Annotated in this window: 15 protein-coding genes and 1 pseudogene; 8 read left to right on the top strand and 8 right to left on the bottom strand. The window is 72.8% G+C overall.

The annotated features are described in order from the left end of the window. Both SACAZDRAFT_RS23135 and SACAZDRAFT_RS04740 read right to left on the bottom strand, forming a co-directional pair. Positions 1-311, bottom strand: a pseudogene (locus SACAZDRAFT_RS23135) (hypothetical protein); the annotation flags it as partial. Positions 312-388: 77 nt separating this feature from the next. Beyond that, a complete protein-coding gene (locus SACAZDRAFT_RS04740; protein WP_040927666.1) occupies positions 389-1,636 on the bottom strand; it encodes a PucR family transcriptional regulator in 1,248 nt (415 codons plus the stop codon). A gap of 312 nt (positions 1,637-1,948) precedes the next feature. Here SACAZDRAFT_RS04740 and SACAZDRAFT_RS04735 point away from each other — a divergent pair, with 312 nt between their 5' ends. The 5 genes from SACAZDRAFT_RS04735 to SACAZDRAFT_RS04715 all read left to right on the top strand — a co-directional run bounded on the left by SACAZDRAFT_RS04735 (position 1,949) and on the right by SACAZDRAFT_RS04715 (position 6,885). Beyond that, positions 1,949-2,758 (top strand): ABC transporter ATP-binding protein, encoded by an 810-nt coding sequence (locus SACAZDRAFT_RS04735; protein WP_005439208.1) that lies wholly within the window; start codon positions 1,949-1,951, stop codon positions 2,756-2,758. Continuing rightward, the gene (locus tag SACAZDRAFT_RS04730) at positions 2,755-3,519 is read left to right on the top strand and encodes an ABC transporter ATP-binding protein (protein WP_005439207.1); all 765 of its coding nucleotides are present in this window, start codon (positions 2,755-2,757) and stop codon (positions 3,517-3,519) included. The genes SACAZDRAFT_RS04735 and SACAZDRAFT_RS04730 overlap by 4 nt, the downstream gene beginning before the upstream one ends. An 82-nt stretch (positions 3,520-3,601) precedes the next feature. Beyond that, on the top strand, positions 3,602-4,480 hold the full coding sequence (locus SACAZDRAFT_RS04725) for a branched-chain amino acid ABC transporter permease (RefSeq protein WP_005439206.1): 879 nt from the start codon (positions 3,602-3,604) through the stop codon (positions 4,478-4,480). Further along, the gene (locus SACAZDRAFT_RS04720) at positions 4,481-5,548 is read left to right on the top strand and encodes a branched-chain amino acid ABC transporter permease (protein ID WP_005439198.1); all 1,068 of its coding nucleotides are present in this window, start codon (positions 4,481-4,483) and stop codon (positions 5,546-5,548) included. Further along, the gene (locus SACAZDRAFT_RS04715; protein WP_005439197.1) at positions 5,545-6,885 is read left to right on the top strand and encodes an ABC transporter substrate-binding protein; all 1,341 of its coding nucleotides are present in this window, start codon (positions 5,545-5,547) and stop codon (positions 6,883-6,885) included. The genes SACAZDRAFT_RS04720 and SACAZDRAFT_RS04715 overlap by 4 nt, the downstream gene beginning before the upstream one ends. A 4-nt stretch (positions 6,886-6,889) precedes the next feature. Here the strand turns inward: SACAZDRAFT_RS04715 and SACAZDRAFT_RS04710 are convergent, their stop codons facing one another. The 3 genes from SACAZDRAFT_RS04710 to SACAZDRAFT_RS04700 form a co-directional block, all read right to left on the bottom strand. Beyond that, entirely contained in the window at positions 6,890-8,038 is a 1,149-nt protein-coding gene (locus tag SACAZDRAFT_RS04710; protein WP_005439196.1) for a cysteine--tRNA ligase, read from the bottom strand. A gap of 278 nt (positions 8,039-8,316) precedes the next feature. Continuing rightward, positions 8,317-8,826 (bottom strand): hypothetical protein, encoded by a 510-nt coding sequence (locus SACAZDRAFT_RS04705; RefSeq protein ID WP_005439195.1) that lies wholly within the window; start codon positions 8,824-8,826, stop codon positions 8,317-8,319. A 178-nt stretch (positions 8,827-9,004) separates the two neighbouring features. Continuing rightward, a complete protein-coding gene (locus SACAZDRAFT_RS04700) occupies positions 9,005-11,815 on the bottom strand; it encodes a patatin-like phospholipase family protein (RefSeq protein ID WP_005439194.1) in 2,811 nt (936 codons plus the stop codon). A gap of 275 nt (positions 11,816-12,090) precedes the next feature. Between SACAZDRAFT_RS04700 and SACAZDRAFT_RS04695 the strand changes: the two genes are divergently transcribed. Then, positions 12,091-12,570, top strand: coding sequence for a universal stress protein (locus tag SACAZDRAFT_RS04695; RefSeq protein WP_232286361.1), 480 nt, complete (start codon positions 12,091-12,093; stop codon positions 12,568-12,570). Between the two features lie 18 nt (positions 12,571-12,588). On the opposite strand, the gene SACAZDRAFT_RS04690 is transcribed toward SACAZDRAFT_RS04695, so the two are convergent. After that, on the bottom strand, positions 12,589-13,014 hold the full coding sequence (locus tag SACAZDRAFT_RS04690; protein WP_005439191.1) for an Hsp20/alpha crystallin family protein: 426 nt from the start codon (positions 13,012-13,014) through the stop codon (positions 12,589-12,591). A 160-nt stretch (positions 13,015-13,174) separates the two neighbouring features. Between SACAZDRAFT_RS04690 and SACAZDRAFT_RS04685 the strand changes: the two genes are divergently transcribed. Together SACAZDRAFT_RS04685 and SACAZDRAFT_RS04680 are read left to right on the top strand one after the other, a co-directional pair. Beyond that, a complete protein-coding gene (locus tag SACAZDRAFT_RS04685; RefSeq protein WP_005439189.1) occupies positions 13,175-14,218 on the top strand; it encodes a zinc-binding alcohol dehydrogenase family protein in 1,044 nt (347 codons plus the stop codon). Next, a complete protein-coding gene (locus SACAZDRAFT_RS04680; RefSeq protein WP_005439186.1) occupies positions 14,215-15,216 on the top strand; it encodes a DUF3048 domain-containing protein in 1,002 nt (333 codons plus the stop codon). Before SACAZDRAFT_RS04685 ends, SACAZDRAFT_RS04680 begins: the two co-directional genes overlap by 4 nt. Here SACAZDRAFT_RS04680 and SACAZDRAFT_RS04675 read toward each other — a convergent pair whose 3' ends face one another. Further along, positions 15,217-16,131 carry a universal stress protein gene (locus tag SACAZDRAFT_RS04675; protein WP_005439185.1) on the bottom strand — a complete coding sequence of 305 codons (915 nt, stop codon included), beginning with the start codon at positions 16,129-16,131 and terminating at the stop codon, positions 15,217-15,219. A 99-nt stretch (positions 16,132-16,230) separates the two neighbouring features. Then, the coding region (locus SACAZDRAFT_RS23680) for a site-2 protease family protein (protein ID WP_005439184.1) at positions 16,231-16,645 on the bottom strand (415 nt) is incomplete at its 5' end.

Raw genomic sequence — 16,645 nt, 5'->3', positions numbered from 1 at the left:
AGGCCGGTGGCACCGTCGCCCGGGTCCCACGAGGCGGCGGGAAGGTCGAACCCGCGGTGGCGGCGCAGCCAGTCGAGGCCCGCGGTCGTCGAGGAGTGGGTGGACAGCACGAGGTCGGGGCGCTCCGCGTCGAGCAGGCGCCCGAGGAGTCGGCCCGTGCGGCGACTGCCTGCCGGAATCGGCGAGACGACCCGGGCGCGCACGTCGGCACCCGGCCAGACGCGCTGTGCCGCCACCCGGACCGTGGACAGGTCGAACACCGTCGCCTCCGTGGAGACGACGAGCAGCTGTGGTGCCGTCGAGGTCCGCACCACCCCAGCCTGCCACCCGGCCCGCCCGCGTGCGGGCTCGACGCGGGCGACTCACCTGCCCGGAGGAGGCCGCCGAGTCAGGGGCGATGCGCCGTGTCCTTCGTGTCCCTGCGGCGCACGGTGAGCAGTCCGAGGGTGAACAGCAACCGGTCGCGGGCGTTCGACATCGACCGGCCGGTGACCGACTCGATGCGCTGCAGCCGGTAGATCACGGTGTTGCGGTGGCAGTAGAGCTGCTGGGCCGCCCGGGTGGGCGAGCCGCTGTGGTCGATCACCGCGCCCAGCGTGGTCAGCAACGTCTCCCGCTCGTGGTCGGGCAGGCGGAGCAGGTCGCCGAAGGCCACCTGCGCGAGTCGGCCGGTCAACTCGGGACTGCCGACGAGCAGCGCCTCGGGCAGGTGGTCGTCCAGGAAGGCCACTCCCGGCGTCCGCAACGTCCTCGCCGCCGTGCGGGCCAACGTGTACGCCTCGCCGACCTGGCCGAGCGTCGTGATCACCGGTGACGCGCCGACCCGGCCCACGACCGCGGGACGCAGCGTGTCCAGGGCGTCGGCCGGGCTGCGGTCGGCGAGCGCGACCAGGCCCACGATGTCGGACGGGCGGACGTGCCACGACGACACGAAACCGTCCGCGGCGAGCGTGTCCCTCGGCGAGCGCAGCGGCTCGTCGGTCGGGTTCTCGACCGGAGCCACCACGCACAGCATCGGCCCGCACGTCGGCAACCCCAGGACGGTCGCCGCATCCTGCGCGACGACCGAGTCCTTGCCGCGGCCGTCGAGCAGCGCGGCCAGGAAGGCGTGGCGTCGGCTCAACTCCTGGCTGCGCAGGCGCGACTCCTCCAGGCGGTAGGCGTCGACGAGTGCCGCCGAGCCGGCGTCGATCACCCGCCAGCCCCACCCCGACGCGTCGAGCAGTTCGCGGTCGTAGCGGCCGCGGAACCGGTCGCGCGACGTCGAGAGCAGCCCTTCCCAGATCACCTGCCCGCCCAGCCGGTAGGCGTGCAGCACGGCTTCCAGCGGCACGCCCTCCCTGGCGCGCTTGCGGCCGGTGTCGCGCGAGGTGTCGTTGGGGTCGACGCCGTCCGGGATGAAGCCGCCGAGCGACTGCACTCCGCGTTCGAGGTTCGCCCGCAGGTTCTCCCGCAGTGCGTCGGGCGCCGACACGCCGAGTTCGGCGTAGGAGGGCTCGGCCCGCAGCACCATCAGGGTGAGCCGGTCGGCGAGGGCGTCGAGGTCCTCGAGCATCGCCGTGGTGAGGACGCGCAGGGCGGTTCTCGCCGACGAGGAGACCTCGCCGTCCGCCGGGTGATCCGCTGCCGTCGTCATTCGAGTGACCATGGCATGGGCCACACCACCACGTCCAGCAGTCCAGCGCCGCCGTGCGCTCCGCCCAGGCGGGCCGGTTCCGGCTGTGCGGGGCGCCCGACGATCCGTTCGGGCTCGCAGTCCAGGCTCGCGGCCCGATTCCACGGCACTCGGTACGGCCGTGATCGAGTTCGGGCGATCTGCCCAGTGCCGCGGCGAAACGCTGGGCGGAGCGCCTATGGCCGTCGTTGGGCGTCCGACACGAGGCTTGGGCGTGCCCCGGCCGGTCGGCGAACGGGGTGGCGACGAGGCCCAGCGGCGGGAGGTGCGACCGTGCGGACCGAGGACACGATCGACACCGGCGGGACACGGCCGGAACAATCCCTTTTCTACCTCCACGGCGTCACGGTCCGGTTCGGTGGGCTCACCGCGCTGTCGGACGTCTCGCTCACGGCGCGGCATCGCGAGGTCCACGGTGTGATCGGCCCCAACGGTGCGGGCAAGACCACCCTGTTCAACGTCTGTTGTGGATTCGTGCGTCCTGAGGCGGGCACGATCCGCGTGCGCGGCACACCGGTGACCCAGCCGCGACCCCACCAGCTGGCCTCCCTCGGCATCGCCCGGACGCTGCAGGGGCTCGGGCTCTTCGACGGGCTCACGGTGCTCGACAACGTGCTGGTCGGCGCCGACCGCTTCCGCCGAACGGGATTCCTCCCCGCGCTGCTGGGACTGCGGCGCTCGGTGGCGGACGAGGCGGCTCTGCGAGCGCGGGCCGAGGCGGTGTTGCGCGAGCTCGGCATCGACGCCTACGCCGACGCTCGGCCCGGCAGCCTGCCCTACCCCGTGCGCAAACGCGTGGCGCTGGCGCGCGCGTTGGTGTCGGAACCCGAACTGCTGCTGCTGGACGAACCCGCGAGCGGACTGGGGCACGACGACCTCGGCGAGCTCGCCGATCTCGTGCGCGCGTTGTCCGACCGGATGGCGGTCGTGCTCGTCGACCACCACATGGACCTCGTGATGTCGGTCTGCGACCGGATCACCGTTCTCGACTTCGGCAGAGTCATCGCGTCGGGGCGGCCCGACGAGATCGCCGCGGACCCCGCCGTGATCACGGCGTACCTGGGCGAGGAGGCCCGCGCATGAGCAGCACGGTGGACGAGCGGCACACCCGGGACGTCGACACGGGACGCGGTCTGCACGTGCGGGGGCTGACCACCCGCTACGGCCCCGTCCTCGCGCTCGACGACGTCGACCTCACGGCACCCGCAGGTCGGGTCACCGCCGTGCTGGGAGCGAACGGCGCGGGCAAGACGACGCTGCTGCGGACGGTGTCCGGCCTCCTGCCGGCGCAGGCGGGCAGCGTCCACCTCGGCGACGTGGACCTCACCACGGCCGGCGCGGAGGACGTGGCCAGAGCCGGGGTGGCCCACGTGCCCGAAGGCCGCGGCGTGATCACGGAACTGACGGTGGAGGAGAACCTCCGGCTCGGAGCCCTGCTCGGCGCCGCGCGAGCATCCGCGCGGAAGCCACCCACGATCGACGACGTGTACGCGCTGTTCCCGTCGCTGGAGGGGCGCCGAAGGCAGGCGGCGCACTCGCTGTCCGGCGGCGAGCGGCAGATGCTCGTCATCGGCAGGGCGCTGCTGTCGGCGCCCGAGGTCCTGTTGCTCGACGAACCGTCGCTCGGGCTGGCCCCGCGAGTGGTCTCCCGCATCTTCGCGGTGCTGCGGGGCCTGGTCGACGCCGAGGGCCTCGCGATCCTGCTCGTCGAGCAGAACGCCCGCAGCGCACTGTCCATCGCCGACACCGGCGTCGTGCTCAACCTCGGCCGGGTGGTGGCCAGCGCGGACGCCGCGACCCTGGCCGGGGACGACGAACTCCGCCACGCCTACCTCGGTCTGTGAGGCCACCCTCGCCCGATCCCCGACTCCTCGTCACCGTCCTCACCGGTCCGGCCGGCACTGTTTCGACCCCGGGAGACACCGTATGCAGCGATTCGTCGACCTCACCCTCAACGGCATCAGCCAGGGCGCCATCTACGCGGCGTTCGCGCTGGCGCTGGTGCTCATCTGGCGTTCCACGCGCGTCGTCAACTTCGCTCAGGGTGCGATGGCGATGCTCACCACCTACGTCGCGCTGACGCTCATCGAGAGCGGCCAGCCGTACTGGGTGGGGTTCGCGGTCGCGCTCGCCGCCGGTTTCGTACTCGGCGCCGTGCTCGAACGCCTGCTCATCCGCCCGGTCGAAGGCGGACCCGAGCTGAACGCCGTCATCGTGACGCTGGGGCTGTTCGTGGCATTGCAGGCGCTGGCCGCGATCCTGTTCGGCTCCGCCTACGAGTCGTTCCCCGCACCGTTCTCCCTCACCGGGTTCTCCGTCGGCGGCACGACGGTGGCGTTCACCCCGTTCAACGCGTTCGTCGTGCTCGCGGTGCTCGCGGTGATGCTCGCCCTCGTCGCCCTGTTCCGCCTCACCGATCTCGGGCTGCGGATGCGTGCCTCGGCCCTGCACCAGGAGGTGTCACGGCTGCTCGGGATCCGCGTCGGTCGCCTGCTCACGCTCGGCTGGGCGCTGGCCGCCGTGGTGGGCTCGCTCGCCGGACTGCTGATCGCGGGCGGCAGCCTCATCCACCCCGCCTACATGGATCCGGTGATCGTGTTCGGGTTCGTGGCCGCCGTGCTGGGCGGTCTCGACAGTCCTCCCGGCGCGGTGGTCGGCGGGCTGCTCGTGGGACTCGCCCTGTCCTATGTGTCCGGCTATCTCGGCAGCGAGCTGGTGGCGCTCGCGGCACTCGCGATCCTCGTCCTGGTGCTGCTGGCCAGGCCTCGGGGACTGTTCGGCCGCACGACCGAGAGGAAGGTCTGAATGAGTCAGCCGACCCCGACGACGCGGGCCCGGCGGTGGTGGGTTCCGGCGTCGCCCCCGGCGCGTCATCTGCTCGTCAGCACGCTGGCGCTCGTGGCCGTCGTCGTGGTGTGCGAGAACGTCGACGCGTTCCGGCACGCCCAGCTCGCCGCCATGGCCTACTACGCGATCGCCGCCGCGGGCCTGACCGTCCTCACCGGGCTCAACGGCCAGATCTCCCTGGGCCACGGCGCTCTCATGGCGGTGGGCGCCTACACCACCGCGTTGCTGCTGCGCGACGGGTTCCTGCCGTTCGGGCTCGCGATGCTGGCCGCCACGGTGATCACCGCGCTCGTCGGAATCGTCGTCGGCGCGGCGGCCGCGCGGCTGACGGGACCGTACCTGGCCGGTGCCACACTCGCACTCGCCGTGGGACTGCCCGGACTCGCCGTGCACTTCGACGACCTCCTCGGCGGTGAGCAGGGACTCGCCGTGAACACCCCGACACCCGCGCAGTGGTTCGACGACGCGGCGTACTTCGTCACCGGCACGGACCTGGGCCACCAGAAGTTCCTCGCGTACGTGGCGTGGGGAACGCTGCTGCTCGTGCTCGTGCTGCTCGCCAACCTCACCGCGGGCCGCTATGGGCGGATGTGGCGCGCCGTCCGCGACGACGAGGTGGCCGCCGCGCTCGCCGGCGTCCACCTCGGTCGAGCGCGGATCCTGGCGTTCGTGGTCAGCGCCGCCTGCGCCGGGCTCGCCGGATCGGTGCTGGCGATGGTGGTCCGGCTGACCGCGCCGAGCGGGTTCACGATCGTGCTGTCGTTGTCGCTGCTCACCGCCGTGGTCGTGGGCGGGCTCGGCAGCCTACCCGGTGCGGTCCTCGGCAGCGCGCTGCTGGTGTTCCTCCCTCCCGCGGTGACGGACCTGGGCACCGAACTCGGTCTGAACGCCGTCCGCGCGGCACAGCTCGCGCCGCTGGTCTACGGGATCGTGCTGGTGGCCGCGATGCTCGCCGCTCCGTCGGGAGTGGCCGGACTGGGCCGTCGGGTGTGGAGCCGGGTACGGAACGGAAGGAGCGAGGCATGAGAGCCGAACCGAGAGCGCGGGGCCTCCTGCGCACGCTGGCGGCCGGAGTGGCCGCGGCGCTGCTGCTGTCGGCCTGCGGAGCGGGCGGGCGAGGAGAAGAGGAGTCCGGCGGGGCGGAACCGGGGGTCACCGACGACACCGTGACCGTCGGCGCCCACTTCCCCCTCACGGGCGTCGCCGCGCCGGGCTACAGCGAGATCCCCACCGGAGCGAAGGCGTACTTCGACTTCGTCAACGCCCAGGGCGGAGTCCACGGCCGGACCATCGAGTACCTGTACAAGGACGACGCCTACAACCCGACCAACACCAGCCAGGTCACCAACGAACTCGTGCTGAGCGACGAGATCTTCGCGATGGTCGGCGGGCTCGGGACGCCCACCCACAGCGCCGTCCTCGACTTCCTGCGTGACAACGAGGTGCCCGACCTCTTCGTGTCGTCCGGATCATTGCTGTGGGACCAGCCCGAGACGTATCCGGGGACGTTCGGCTGGCAGTCGGACTACGAGATCGAGGGCAAGATCCTCGGCAAGTACCTCGCCGAGAACCTCCCCGACGCGAAGGTGGGCCTGCTGCTGCAGGACGACGACTTCGGCGACGACGGCGAGAAGGGCATCCGCGCCTACGTCGACTCGCAGATCGTCGCCGCGCAGCGGTACGCGCCCACGACCAACGACGTCACCCCGCAGATCAGCGCGTTGAAGGACGCCGGTGCGGAGGTCGTCGTGGGCTTCACGGTGCCGTCGTTCACCGCGTTGAGCCAGCTGGCGGCCCAACGCCTGGACTTCCGGCCGCAGTGGGTCTACAGCAACGTGGGCTCCGACTCCGCGCTCGTCGGCTCGCTGCTGTCGCGGTTCTCCGAGGGCGCCGTCGACGACGCGAGCTCGCTGGAAGGGGCACTCACCACCGAGTACCTCTCCGGGGTGGAGGACACCGACGACCCGTGGGTGCGGCTGTGGCACCGGGTCTGGGACGAGCACGGTGGCGACGGCGAGCTCACCAACTACCGCATCTACGGCATGGCTCAGGCGTACACCTTCGTGCAGGCACTCCAGGCGACCGGTCCGGACCCGACCCGCGACGGCCTGGTGCGGACCCTGGAGACGGTGGGCGGTGAGTTCACCGGTCCCACCTTCGCGCCGTTCCGCTACTCGGCCGACTCCCACGCGGGTGTGTCCGGGGTCCAGGTCGCGAAGATCGTGAAGGGCGGCAGCGAGGCGTTGACTCCCGTGCTGCTCACCGACAACGGCGACGCGCCGATCACCGAGTCGACCGGCGAGCACGCGCCGCCCCCGGACAACGGCGTTCCCGACGTGAAGCCGGTGGAGCCCGCGAACTGAGCGGTCACGACAGGCCGAGCGCGGCGGTCAGCACGCGGGCGGCCGTGCCGCCGCGCTCGATCGCCACGTCGAGCGCGGCGGGCACGTCGAGATCGGCCCCGAGCAGCCGGCGCATCTGCTCGATGTCCGAGTGGTCGGTGAGCCCGCCGCGCCGTCCCGCGGCCTGGTGCAGGTCCTCCAACCTCGCAGCGGCGACGTCCAGAAGGCCCGGCGCGTACTCCCACGGCTCCGCCCACGGCCGATCGATGATCGCCAACCGCACCACCGGAGCCGGATGGTCCCGCAGGAGGTCGCGCACGAGCACCTCGTTGCCCCGCGACTTGGACATCTTCGCGCCGTCGGTCAGCACCGTGCCCACGTGGAACCACGCCCGCGCGTACGGCGACACGCCGGCGTAGGCCTCCGCCATCGCCGAGTGGTACGCGTGATGGGGAAACCGCAGGTCGGCGCCGCCCGCGTGGATGTCGACACACGGCCCGAACGTCGACACCGACATGGCGACGCACTCCGCGTGCCAGCCGGGCCGCCCCGGGCCCCACGGCGAGTCCCACTCCGGGTGCTCCGGCTCCGCGGGCTGCCACACGGCGACGTCGAACGGGTCGTCCTTGCGCGGGTCGTCGGGCTTGCCCCCGTACTCGCGGGCCAGCCGCAGCGCCGTCTCCTCGTTGATCCGCGACCGCGCCACGACGTGCCGGCCCCGGAAGTACACGCCGCCGTCCCGCACGTACGCCGCCCCCGACTCGGCGAGCGCACCGGCCAGCCGGATCACGGCGTCGACGTAGCGGTGCGCTCGAGGCTCGTGATCGGGAGTAGGCACCCGCAACGCGGACATGTCCTCGTCGAAGCGGAGCTCCTGGAACGCCGCGTAGTGGTCGTAGCGCACGCCCGCGGTGCGCGCCGCCTCGTCGATGACGTCGTCCACGTCGGTGACGTTGCGGCACAGGATCGGCTCGACGCCGAGTACCCGCAGCACCCGCCGCAGCGTGTCCACCCACACGAACGTCGCGGCGTGGCCGAGATGCGTCGTGTCGTACGGCGTGATGCCGCACGCGTAGACGCGGGCTCGGTCCAGCAGCGTCGTTGAACGCCCGTCGAGGGTGATCGCCGTGGCGCCGGTGGCCGGGCGCCAGCGAGTCATCGATTCGAACGTCATGGCCCCATCGTCGCGCCTGCGGCGCGCGGACGCCGATCCGGCGCGGCCGCTGTCTCACGTGTGCGTGAACTTCACCGCCGTGTCCGCGAGCTGCGCACGCGTGTTCGCGTCGCACGTTGCGGACACGCGTGCGGGAGGCGCGGACACGCCTGTGCCGGGGTCACCTCAGCGGCGTGTCCGCGTCCCAGGAACGCGTGTTGGCGTCGCACGTTGCGGACACGCGTGCGAGAAGTGCGGACACGCGTGCGAGAAGCGCGGACACGGTGGAAACGGTCGGGTCACCACTCGCGCTTCTGCAGGCTGACCAGGATGCGGTCCACGACACCGGGGTCGGGGGTCGCGGTCTCGCCCGGCGCGGGCTCGGGCACCAGCTGGGTCCGGCGCTCGTCGCGGCGGGGCAGCCGGACCTGTGCCGCCGTCACCCCGTCCGGCAACGGCACCTCGCACCACACGAGCTTGCCGCGGCCGTCCAACGGCACGGCTCCGGTCGGGTAGCCCTCGACCACGGGAGCGTCGTCGTGGATGTGCGCGAGCTGATCGTCCTCGACCTCGACGACGAGGCAGTTGCCCGACAGTCTCAGGCGCACGGTGACGAAACCGGGGGCGGACGAGTCGGTCCGCTCCACGACGGCGCCGACGAGCTGCCGTGCCACGTTCGCCGCTTCGTCGTACAGGTTCGGAAGCGACCACTCCGTCAGGGAGAAGCGAACGAACAACTCGGTGCACTTGATGGCACTGGGCAGCGCGACCAGTCGGAGGTCGTCGAGCTGGGCGGTCTGGGAATTCACGAGAGATCCTTCCACGGTCGCTTCCCATCAAATGCCGGCTGGTCGGCGAGGCCAGTATCCTGCCGTATCCGCCCGCCGGCGTCGAGTCCTCCTCGCCGGTGAGATGTCACCCGCTGCGACGGCGCGGGAACCAGCCGTGGACACCCTACCGTGCGCCCCCGGCGGCGTTGGCGAACGGTCAATTTCGTTCCGCCGGGGACCGCCGCGCCGTCGCAGCGGGTGGTGTGGGCGGGTTCCCGACCGGCGACCGCGCGGTCGTGCGAGCCCGCACGGCCTCGCCCATCCGGGCGCCGAGCTCGGTGTAGGACGCGAACTCGCCGTGGTCGAACCACTGGTCTCCGGTGCTGTCGTTCGGGAACTGCGGGTGGTGCAGAGCGTAGGCCTGCAGCGCGTACGGCACCTCGGGCCACAACACCCCCCGGACCACGATGAGCTCGCCGGTGACGCCCTCGTCGAGGCCGCTCTCCGGCGGGTAGTGGACGGTGCCGGTGATGACGGGCGAGACCGCCATGCGATCGGCCAGCGGGTGTCCCGAGAGCTCTGGGCGCGCCGAACCGGCGTCGGCGCGCCACGGCTCGTGCAGTTCGACGCGGACCCCGAGCTCTTCCCGCGCCAGCTCCAGGGCCTCGGCGAGGGTGCGGGCGGAGGGCGGCTGGTCGTTGCTGGCGTCGATGCAGTAGATGCGGGTGCAGCGGCGCCGGAACAGCTCCACCAGCCCGAGGTTGTCGTAGTGCGCGCCGTCGCTGACGTGCAGGAGCCGGTCGTGGTGGGGATGGCTGCCGAAGACCTCGCGCACCAGGTAGGGCAGTCGCCGCACCTTCGGCAACCACGGGTAGGCCCAGTCGCCTCGCCGGGCGGCCTCCCGGGCCTGCCGCACGAACCCGGGATTCGGCAGCCACGCGCCGAGCCGGGCTCCGGAGACGGCGAGCAGCACCTGGAACCAGCGGCTCAACCGGCCCATCGCGGAGGCGAACGCCGCCCCGCTGAGCGCGACCGCCCCCTGGACCGTGAGGTCGCGGCGGATGCGCTCGCCCGAGATGCGTTCGAGGTCGTCGGTGCGGACCCAGCCGACGTCGGGCCCCCCGGTCCACTTCGCACTCATCGTGAACGACACCGCGCCCAGTCCCGGCGGGGTGCGGTGCTCGCCCTTGAGGTTGGCGGCGGCGGCGAACACGACCTCGGGGAAGGGCACTCCGTCGGCGGCGACGCCGTACGCCGAGAGCGTGGTGCCCTCGGCGGGGTCGTAGGGCACGGCCACCTTCTGACCGTCGCTGTGCCTGCGCAGGACGCGCACGGCGAAGGCTCGGGCCACACGCTCGCGGTAGAACGGGTGCAGGCTCAGCGACGTCACGTCGAACACGCCGCCCAGCACGACGACCACCACGAGGGTGGCGGCCGCGGTCCACAGCGCGTCGGCGCGTCCCTCGGTCATGACGGCCGCGCCGAGCAGCAGCAGCCAGAGCAGGGCGAGCACACCGGTGGTGACGATCACCAGCAGCCGCTGGGTCAACCCGTCGGGAACGACGGCGGTGGGTTTGTCGGCGCTACGCCGGAGGAAGCCGAACCGGCGCCGCAACCGGGCCCGGTTCCGCCAGGCCATGGCGGAGACCGCGCTGAGGTAGGTGAGGACGAGGGCACCGACGGAGGCGCCTACGTCCACGGCCCGGTCCGTGTGCGACAGCAGCCAGGCCGAGGCCCATGCGAGCGCGGGCACGACCACCGCGACCCCGGCGACGATCCAGGCGAGGATGGCGAAGTCGGTGGCGAGCCGGGTCGCGGGACCGCGCCCGTGGGGATCTCGCTGGGCCAGCATGCCGAACAGGAACGCGCACAGGGCGAGCACCACGACCGCCACGGCGGCACCGAAGCGGGGAGTCGGATAGGCGATCGGGTCCGAGGACAGCGAGGTCAGCGGCACCCGCTGGTAGAGCCACCCGGCCGCCACGCCGAGCACGAGTGCGGGTCCGAACAAGACGGCCAGCGACAGCACCAGCCCGCGGGCGATGCGCCCGAGCGCGGCCAGCACCTCACCCGGACTGTCGGCGAGGTAGCTGGAGTGCCGCCGGATGTGGTTGAACTCGGCGGTTCCGGCGGTGAACACCGTCTCGGGGTCCCGCTCGACGGTGCCGCCCGGTGGAGGGGAGCCCGCGCCCGTGAGGGCGAGCTGCAGCGCTCCCGCTGTGAAACCGCCTCCCGACACCGACACGAGGTACCGCGCGCTCAGCAGTTCCTCACGCAGTGTCCGCAACGCCCCGAGCGCGACGCTCGCCGCGCGGATCCCACCGCCCGAGAGGCAGAAACCGGTGGTGTGCTCGCCGTCGTGCCAGCGTTGGCTCACGAGGTCGGGCCGGGCGTCGGGGACGGTGTAGGCCTGGCGCCAGCGGGTCGCGCGGACGTCGGGGTCGACGGGCAGTGGAGGGTCGTCGGGCGCGATGGGCCGGGGTGGGACGGTGTCGAGGACGAGTTCGGCGCGGTGTTGCGTCGTCGTCGCGGAATGCGCGACGCACCGCCAGACCAGAACCGCGGCGCCGGTGACCGCGATGAGGGCGGCCGGGACGACGGCGGAGTACTTGGCGACCGCGAGCGCGGTGACGGAGTGGGCGAGCGCGGAGTCGCCGGGGAGCTCGCCACCGGCGACCAGCAGGAGCGTGTTCTCGATCAGGTGGCTGACGACCGCGACGCCGGTGGCCGTCAGCCCGAATCGGACGGCCGCGCGTGCGGGCGGAGTGCGCCACACCCAGCCGGCCGCGGCCGTGCCGAGGTACAGGCCGAGCCCGTAGCAGGCGACCAGCGCGTATCCCCACGCGGCGGCGGAGGTGACGGCCCCGGCGTCGGCGGGACGGCTCGGGGTGGGGAACTCCACGGCGATGAGCGGGCTGCCAGTGTGCCACCAGCCGCCCGCCACGGTGAGGACGACCGCGGCCAGTGCCAGCCCGGCCGCCACAGGGCGCGACGGGACGTCTCGGCGGACGGGACCCGGCACCGACATGCCTGTCACCCCCAGTTGTCGCTCGGCTCGGCGTGATCAGTGTCGATCATGCACGACGCCCTCTCACCACCAGGTCTCGTCGGATGGTCTCACCAGCCGGGGCCCGGTGGACACGGCCGAACGAGCGGAACCGGGCTCTCCGGTGACGGGTCCCGCTCAGGCATCACGAGTGAGCAGGGCGGGTGTTTCGGATTTCGCCCGAAAGGGAAGCGCCGTGGAGCGATGCAGTCTGGGGACGGACGAAGTGGATGGCGGGGACGGTGAACAAACCGATCGTGGTTGGTGTGGACCGCTCGTCGGCCGCACGTGCGGCGCTGGAGTGGGCGCTCGACGAGGCGCTCCTGCGCGACTGCGCCGTGCGAGCCGTAGTCGTGTGGTCTGTGGACCTGGCGAAGGAACCGCCGTGGCAGCCCGTGGAACGGATCAGGGCACGGCACGCCCGGCACCTGGAGGACACGATCGCCGAGGTCACCCGTGGGCGGGAGCGGCTTCCCCGGATCGTTGCGGAGGTGCTGGAAGCCACTCCCGCCTTGGGACTCATCGAGGCGTCGAAGGACGCGGCGATGCTCGTGGTCGCCCGCCGCTCCGGTCGATGGGTGCGGCGGGCGTTGCTCGGTTCGGTGAGCAGCGCGTGCGTCAAGCACGCCGGTGTGCCGGTGGTGGTCGTTCCTCCCGTACTGGAGGAGCCGGGCGCCGCCGACGAATGGTTGATCGACGAGCAGCTCCCGGCTCCCGGCGCGTCGGCGGGTGCGTGACCACGTCCGGCGAGCAGCTCAACCGTGCCGCACGCGGATCTGGCGGCGCTTGTCCTCCGGCTTGCTCAGCGGCACGCGGACGGTGAGGATCCCGTTGTCGTACTCGGCGTCGATCCCGTCCTCCCGGGCCCCGCTGGGCAGCGCCACCGTGCGGGCGAACGACCCGTAGCGGAACTCGGACCGGCCGCCTTCGGTCTCTTCCTCCTTGCGTTCCGCCTCGATCGTCAGCAAGCCGTTGTGGACGGTGATCTCCAGGTCGTTGTCCACGTCGATTCCCGGCAGTTCCGCCCGGAGGACGTAGGTGTCACCCTCGATGCGGTCCTCGACGCGGATGCTGTGCAGGTCCAGTGCGGGCCGCAACCCGCTCATCGTGGGCAGCATGTCCAGAAGGTCGCGGAACTCGGGGATCAGGGCGCGGCCGTGGGACCGTTCGGGCTGGCTCATGAGACTCCTTTCGTACGACGTTCCCCTCCATGGCAGCGCGGCGTCGCAGCGTGGCGCGAGAGCCGTCCGCACGTCGTGGCGAGGGACGTAAGTCCCTTCGCCGGGGCCCGGTGCGCCGAGGACGCTGGAGGCGGACGTCGGTGACCGCGAGGAGGCGCTCATGCGGGCATGGCGCGTGACGCGGCCCGGCCCGATCACGTCCGGGCCGCTGACGCAGCACGAGGAGTCGGTGCCGACGCCTGCCCCGGGGGAGTTGCTGGTGCGGGTCCTGGCGTGCGGGGTGTGTCGCACGGATCTCCACGTCGCGAGTGGCGAGCTGCCGACGCGGCGGCCCGCCGTGGTACCGGGCCACGAGGTGGTGGGCGTGGTGGAGGGGTCGGGACCTGGCTCGACGGCCGTCGAGGGCGGGGAGTTCGCACCCGGTGACCGGGTGGGTGTGCCGTGGTTGCGGCACACGTGTCAGCGCTGCCGGTACTGCGCGCGCGGAGCGGAGAACCTGTGCCCCGACTCGCAGTACACCGGCTGGGACGCCGACGGGGGTTACGCCGACTACACGACCGTGCCCGCCGACTACGCGTTGCCGCTGCCGGAGGGCTACTCCGACGCCGAGCTGGCGCCGCTGCTGTGCGCGGGGATCATCGGCTACCGCGCCCTGCGGAGGGCGAGCCTTCCGGCGGGCGGCCGGCTCGGCGTCTACGGCTTCGGGGCGAGCGCGCATCTGACGACCCAGGTGGCGTTGGCCGAGGGGGCGCGCGTGCACGTCATGACGCGCGGCACGGGGGCGCGGAACCTCGCGGCCGACCTGGGGGCCCACTCGGTGCAGGGCGCCGCCGACCCGCCGCCGGAGCCCCTGGACTCGGCGATCCTGTTCGCCCCCGCGGGCGACCTCGTGCCGACCGCGCTCGCCGCGCTCGACCGGGGCGGCACGCTGGCCGTCGCGGGCATCCACCTGACGCGCATCCCGCCGCTGGACTACGACGCCCACCTCTTCCAGGAGCGGCAGGTGCGCAGTGTCACCGCGAACACCAGGGAGGACGCGCGCGCGTTTCTGCGGGTCGCGGGGCGCCACCGACTGCGGGTGTCCACCGTCGCCTACGCGCTCGACGAGGCGGACTGTGCGCTCGCCGACCTCGCCGCGGGCCGGGTGGTCGGGGCGGCCGTGCTGCTGCCCGACGTCCCGGGCCGCCGGACCGGAAGTGGGTGATCGGCGTGCCGACCCGACTGCGTCGCGGTCCGTTGATCGCCCTGGCCGTCCTGCTGGTGGCCGTGCTGGGCGTCGTGACCTGGGTGCTGGTGTCCGACGGCGACTCGGAGGACGCCGCGCCGCGACCGGCTCCTCCGCCGGGCGAGTCCGGGCAGCCGGGTCCCGAGTTCGCGGTGCCGCCGCAACCTCCCGTCCCGGTCACCGTGGTGAAGATCGACAACGTGGAGGCGGCGCGGCCGCAGACCGGGCTCGCCGCCGCCGACGTCGTCTACGTCGAGCCGGTGGAGGGCGGCTTCACCCGGCTCGCCGCCGTGTACTCGTCCCAGCTCCCGGAGGTCAGCGGGCCCGTGCGCAGCGCCCGCGAGGCCGACGTCGAGCTGCTCGCCCAGTACGGGCGACCGTCGCTGGTCTTCTCCGGTGCGGCGCCCGAGATCGAGCCCGTTCTCGCGGGCTCCTCGGCCACGCTGGTGCGGCAACGCGACGTGCCGGACGGGTTCTTCCGCGAGCCCGGCAGGCCCGCCCCGCACAACCTCTACGCCCGGCTGCCGCTCCTGCCCCGCGGCGAGGGCCCGGGGCCCGGCCAGGTACTGCCGCGTGGCGACCCGCCGTCCGGCGGGCGGGACGTGACCGACCACGTCGTGGACGTCGGGCGCGACGAGTACCGCTTCACCTTCTCGCCCGGATCGGGGCGGTGGCTGGTGGCGTTGGAGGGCACCCCGGTCACGTCCGTCGGCGCCGGGGACGTCGGCGCCGCGACCGTCGTCGTGCAGCGTGTCGAGGAGACGGCCGGCACCGCTGTCGAGGACGCGAGCGGGTCACCGTCGCCCGTCGTCCGTACCGTCGGCACGGGGCAGGCCACGGTGTTGCGAGACGGGAAACTCTACGACGGCACCTGGTCACGACCGTCGCCGACCGAGGGCACCCGGTTCACCACAGCCTCCGGAGAGGCTCTCCCGCTCGCCGACGGGCCCGTGTGGGTTCTGCTGGTCCCGCGATGATCAGACGCGTTCGGGATGCTTCTCCGGGCGCACGACCATGACGGGGCACGCGGCGTGGTGGACGAGCGCCTGGCTGGTCGACCCGAGCAGCATCCCGCGGAAGCCGCCCCGGCCCCGGCTGCCCACCACCACGAGCTGGGCCGACCGGCTGCGTTCGAGCAGTTCGTGCCGGGGACGGTCCTTCACGACCTCGCGCTCGACCCGCACGTCCGGGTAGTCCTCCTGCCAGCCCGCGAGGCGTTCGGCCAGCACGCGCATCTCGTAGTCGCGGACGGGTTCCCAGTCGACGAACATCCGCCGTTCCTCCAACAGCGCGGTGGAGGTGTCGCTCCAGGTGTGCACGGCGACGAGGTCGACGCCCCGCAACGACGCCTCGGCGAACGCGTGCCCGACCGCTCGCACGCTCAGGTGACTGCCGTCCACCCCGACCACGACGGGCCGGGTGTCGTCGGCGACGGCGGCGGCGTAGTCGCGCCGCACCGAGACCACGGGGGAGCGGGCGTGCGACATCAGGGCGATCGTGGTCGAGCCGACCATGAGCCCCGCCAGGCCCGTGCGGCCCGACGAACCGACGACCACCATGCGAGCGTCGCGCGAGGCGTGCAGCAGGTAGGGGATCGCCGCGTCGCTCTCGAATCTCGCCTCCACGGACGGCGCGTCCAGCTCCGCCGCGACCTCCTCGGCGGTACGCAAGGCCTGACGCTGCCGCTCCTGGAGGTCCTCCTTGAACATCTCCGGGGGCGGCACCGTGAACCCGATGAGGTAGGGGTCGCTGAACCCGGAGGCGTGCACTAGGTGCAGGGGCACGTGGTGCTTCGCCGCCGTCAGTGCCGCCCACCGGACGGCGCGCAGGGCCGCCTCCGTGTCGTCGACACCGACCACGATCGGCGAGTTGACGCGGTATGGACGTGACATCCGGGTTCTCCCTCGTGTGGCGGTTGCTGTCGGGCGGGTGCCGGGTCCCGCCCCCTTGTGGGGCTACCCCGTCGAGCTGGGATGTCCCCGCGCGAGCGGCTACGGGGGGACGGCGTCGGGACCCGTCTCGGCGGAGGTGATCGTTCTCGGCGCCCACAGCGCCCAGCCCGCGACGGCGAACCACACGCCGACGAACTGTCCGAACAGGATCACCACGGCGGCCCCGGCGGACAGGAGGAGGACACCGAGCGCCCGGCCACCGCGGCGGGCCGTGCGGTCGCCGTGGTGGCGGTCCCGGGTGCGGGACCACACGAGTGCCCGGAGGATGCGGCCGCCGTCCAGCGGGGCGCCGGGCAGTAGGACGAAGACGGCCCAGGCGAGGTTGGCCGTGCCCAGCCACAGCAGCGCCGCGAGCGCCGTGGGCGACAGCAGGGGCGCCATGACGAGCGCGACGGCCCAGCTCGTGACCCCGAGGGCGGCGCTCGCCAGCGGACCGGCCACGGCGATGACGGCG

The organism is Saccharomonospora azurea NA-128 (assembly GCF_000231055.2).
In the GTDB taxonomy this organism is placed as follows: domain Bacteria; phylum Actinomycetota; class Actinomycetes; order Mycobacteriales; family Pseudonocardiaceae; genus Saccharomonospora; species Saccharomonospora azurea.
Note: the sequence above shows the minus strand (reverse complement) of the source record. Positions and strands in the feature narration are given on the sequence as shown.